The 3,848-nt window shown below is 63.9% G+C and carries 5 protein-coding genes; 2 read left to right on the top strand and 3 right to left on the bottom strand.

The window, feature by feature from the left end:
• Together JOZ76_RS04815 and JOZ76_RS04820 are read right to left on the bottom strand one after the other, a co-directional pair.
• Positions 1–1,376 (bottom strand): CoA-acylating methylmalonate-semialdehyde dehydrogenase (locus JOZ76_RS04815; protein WP_291697484.1); only part of this gene is annotated, 1,376 nt, incomplete at its 3' end.
• Between the two features lie 177 nt (positions 1,377–1,553).
• Entirely contained in the window at positions 1,554–2,189 is a 636-nt protein-coding gene (locus JOZ76_RS04820; protein WP_291697485.1) for a TetR/AcrR family transcriptional regulator, read from the bottom strand.
• Positions 2,190–2,348: 159 nt separating this feature from the next.
• Between JOZ76_RS04820 and JOZ76_RS04825 the strand changes: the two genes are divergently transcribed.
• Positions 2,349–3,119, top strand: a complete 771-nt coding sequence (locus tag JOZ76_RS04825) for an enoyl-CoA hydratase (RefSeq protein ID WP_291697486.1) — start codon at positions 2,349–2,351, stop codon at positions 3,117–3,119.
• A gap of 10 nt (positions 3,120–3,129) precedes the next feature.
• The gene (locus tag JOZ76_RS04830) at positions 3,130–3,639 is read left to right on the top strand and encodes a hypothetical protein (RefSeq protein ID WP_291697487.1); all 510 of its coding nucleotides are present in this window, start codon (positions 3,130–3,132) and stop codon (positions 3,637–3,639) included.
• A 16-nt stretch (positions 3,640–3,655) separates the two neighbouring features.
• On the opposite strand, the gene JOZ76_RS04835 is transcribed toward JOZ76_RS04830, so the two are convergent.
• Positions 3,656–3,848 (bottom strand): hypothetical protein (locus JOZ76_RS04835; protein ID WP_441299975.1); only part of this gene is annotated, 193 nt, incomplete at its 5' end.

A 3,848-nucleotide genomic window follows, 5' to 3' on the forward strand; every position in this document is an offset into this window, starting at 1 on the left:
CCGAAGCCGGACTTCTTCCAGCCGCCAAAGGTGTAATAGGCGATCGGCACCGGGATCGGCACGTTGATGCCGACCATGCCGACATTCACTTTGGCTGCAAAGTCGCGCGCGGCATCGCCGTCGCGGGTGAAGATGGCAACGCCGTTGCCGTAGTCGTGATCCGACGGCAGCGCCAGGGCCTCGTTGTAATCATGCGCACGCACCACCGACAGCACCGGCCCAAAAATCTCTTCCTTGTAGATCCGCATGTCCTTGGTGACATGGTCGAACAGGCAGCCGCCCATGTAAAAACCGTTTTCATAGCCCTGCATCTTGAAGCTGCGGCCATCGACCGCGAGCGTCGCGCCCTCCTTGATGCCGATATCGACATAGTTCTTGACCCGCTCGACCGCCTCGCGCGTCACCAGGGGGCCGTAGTCGGCCGACGGATCGATCGAGGTGCCGATTTTCAGCGATTCCACGCGCGGGATCAGCTTTTCCATCAGCCGGTCACCAGTGGTCTTGCCGACGGGGACCGCGACCGACACCGCCATGCAGCGCTCGCCGGCCGAGCCGTAGCCGGCGCCGATCAGCGCGTCGACCGCCTGGTCCATGTCGGCGTCCGGCATCACGATGGCGTGGTTCTTGGCGCCGCCAAAACACTGGCAGCGTTTTCCGTGCGCCGCGGCGCGCTGATAGATGTATTGCGCGATCGGCGAGGAGCCGACAAAACCGACCGCCTTGATGTCGGGATCGTCCAAAATGGCGTCGACCGCTTCCTTGTCGCCATTGACGACGTTCAAAATGCCCGGCGGCAGGCCGGCCTCGATCATCAGCTCGGCGAGCCGCATCGGCACGCCGGGATCGCGCTCCGACGGTTTCAGGATGAAGGCATTGCCGCAGGCGATCGCGGGCGCGAACTTCCACATCGGGATCATGGCGGGAAAGTTGAACGGCGTGATGCCGGCGACGACGCCGAGCGGCTGGCGCAACGAATAGATGTCGATGCCGGGCCCCGCCCCTTCGGTGTATTCGCCCTTCATCAGATGCGGAATGCCGCAGGCGAATTCGACGACTTCGAGGCCACGCTGGATGTCGCCCTTGGCGTCAGGGACGGTCTTGCCGTGCTCGCGCGCCAATAGTTCGGCGAGCTTGTCGTAGTCGCGCTGCACGAGCTCCAAAAACTTCATCATCACGCGGGCGCGGCGCTGCGGGTTGGTGGCGGCCCATTCGCCCTGCGCGGCGCGGGCGTTCTCGACCGCGGCCCGCACCTCGGCCTTGGAGGCGAGCGCGACCTTGGCCTGCACATCCCCCGTCATCGGCTCGAAAACGTCCGCGGTCCGGCCGGAGCTGCCCTTGATCTCGCGGCCGCCGATGAAATGTCCGATTGAGCGCATGGGGTTTCCTCCGGGACTTACATGAATGCCGATTTTCGTCGGCATCTTGCAGGCTTTGCGGCATTTGGAAAGGGCGCAGGCGCGCAGGAGTTTTGCGAAAATCGCGGGATTGATAGCTACGAAATACCCGCATTCGACCAAAGGCTTAAGGCCCTGGTCTTGAAGCCTGGAGCTTTGCTACCGGGCGGCAGCGGCGCCCTTGGCCGCAGCCCTTTTCGTCGCAGCCGGTTTGGCCGGCGCAGCCTGGCCGAGCGAGGCTTCGCGCCCGGCGGCGAGAATCTCGTTCGACAGTTCGCCATTGCCGGCAATCCGCGCGAGCAGCAGCGTGCCGGCCATCGTCGCGAGCATGGCCATGGCCTGCTTGCGCGCGGTCTTGCGCGGAACATCGCCGATCTGTTCGGCGATCATGTCGAGCATCTGGTCGAGTTTTGCGGCAAAGGCCTTGCGGGTCTTCGGGCTCTCGCGGACGATCTCCGCGCCCAGCGCCGGCACAGTGCAGCCGTGGCCGGGATCGTCGCGATGAACCGCCGTCAGATAGGAATCGACGATCGTCGTCAGCCGCTTGTCCGGCGGGGTCTGCGCCGCAATCTGCCGCCAGCGCTCGGTCGCGCGGTCCATCGCATAGGCAAAGGCCTCGATGACCAGCGCTTCGCGAGAATCGAAATGCGCGTAGAAGCCGCCATGGGTGAGCCCGGCCTCCTTCATGAGGTCGGCAACCCCGACGCCGTGCGCGCCCTTTTCCCTGAGCAGGACCGCGGCCTTCTTCACGATCCGCGTATGCGTCTCCTGCTTGTGTTCCTTGGAATAGCGCATGGATGTCCTATGGAATGTTTGTAGTCATATAATAACAATGTTGGCCGGAAAAGGCTGCATCTATTTGCGCGCGACCAGCCGCAGCCCGGGTCTTGACAGGCGCCCCTCGGTATCCGGAAGTGGGATCCCCTGCCCGGAACAGCGCTGAGAAACCGCCCCATGGACATGCTCAATCCGCATTGCGGTATCGACCGCGACGACCGCAACGTCGTCCGCCTCACCATCTGCAATGCCGGCTCGCTCAACATCCTGGGTTCCGATGTCACCGATGCCGTTCGCAGTGGCTTGCAGCAGCTCGCGACCGACAGCAGCATTCGCGTGCTGGTGCTGGCCGGCCAGAGCGAAAAGAGCCTGATCGGCGGCGCCGACATCAAGGAGATGGCGAGGCTGGACCCAACTACCGCGGAAGCCTTCATCACGCGCCTGCGCGATCTCTGCGAGGCCGTGCGCGCCTTCCCGGCCCCAGTCATCGCGCGCATGCCGGGATGGTGCCTGGGCGGCGGGCTCGAGGTAGCTGCCGCCTGCGATATTCGCATCGCGGCACACGATGCCAAATTCGGCATGCCCGAGGTTCGGGTCGGCATTCCCTCGGTCATTCACGCGGCGCTGCTGCCGCGGTTGATCGGCTGGGGCCACGCCCGCTGGCTCGTCATGACGGCGGAGAACATCGACGCGCCGACCGCGCTCACCTGGGGCCTCGTCGACGTCGTCGCACCCGAAGGCGGCCTCGATGCCGCCGTGGAGCACACCATCGCAGCGCTGCTGGCCTGCGGCCCCCACGCGCTGCGCGCGCAAAAAGATTTGCTGCGGCAATGGGAGGAGCTGCCGCTGAAGCAATCGGTCGATCTGAGCATCAAGGTGTTCGGCCGCTCGTTTCTCACCGACGAGCCGACGCGGCTGATGCGAGGATTCATCGAACGGAAGCGGTAGTTGCGCTCCGATGCGAACGGACGAACGGCTCGCGCCCCCGACACGACCGGCGATATTTTTCGTCACCGCAGAAAGAGCGCTGAGTGATGGACACTTTCATTTGCAGCCGGGCAGCTTCGGCCATGGCCGGACGCTTACCGAATCCACCACCCTCGTTGGTGATAGCTCCAAACGCGAGTTTAGTGCGCCAGGGCTCGACACCACGACAGGGTGCTTCGCCCCGCCCGAGGCGGATGGGTCCATCGATCGGGCCGGCAACGCCTCAAAATCCCGGGCGCGTAAAATCGAAATTCCCAAGCATTTCAATGTCGTTCCTACTGATTCAACTGCTCGCAAAAATTTTGCTTCCGTTTTCCAGAAAATCATGTATTCTCCGCGCCATCCCGCCTCGATGGAGAGGGGCGCATCGCGATCGTCACGACACGTGAGGCGGGACTGCGATGGACGTTTTGGCGACGCGCGCGAGTTCTTCGTGCGGACGAACGACGCCGAGGCGGACGGCAAAATCGTGTGGTCCTGACACCCCGACGCTGGTGTCAAGCGCGCTGGCGTGACGAACGCTGCGGGCGATGGGAGCAAGAAAGCCCGGTTCCCAGGGAGAGCGCGATATAAGCCGTAAAGCCATCGCGCAGGGAATGCCGGTTGTTCCGGCTGGACCTGTGGTAACTGCCGCCAGCTTTTTCTTTTGCTGGCGGGCCATGGGTGCGGCCAGCATCCGGCATTCCCTGC

It is taken from the genome of Bradyrhizobium sp. (assembly GCF_019244115.1).
Classification (GTDB): Bacteria; Pseudomonadota; Alphaproteobacteria; order Rhizobiales; family Xanthobacteraceae; genus Bradyrhizobium.

Excerpts from the sequence above, each read along its gene's own strand:
- JOZ76_RS04830 (WP_291697487.1), top strand. The coding sequence starts at position 3,130 with ATGCGAACGGACGAACGGCTCGCGCCCCCGACACGACCGGCGATATTT.
- JOZ76_RS04825 (WP_291697486.1), top strand. The coding sequence starts at position 2,349 with ATGGACATGCTCAATCCGCATTGCGGTATCGACCGCGACGACCGCAAC.
- JOZ76_RS04820 (WP_291697485.1), bottom strand. The coding sequence starts at position 2,189 with ATGCGCTATTCCAAGGAACACAAGCAGGAGACGCATACGCGGATCGTG.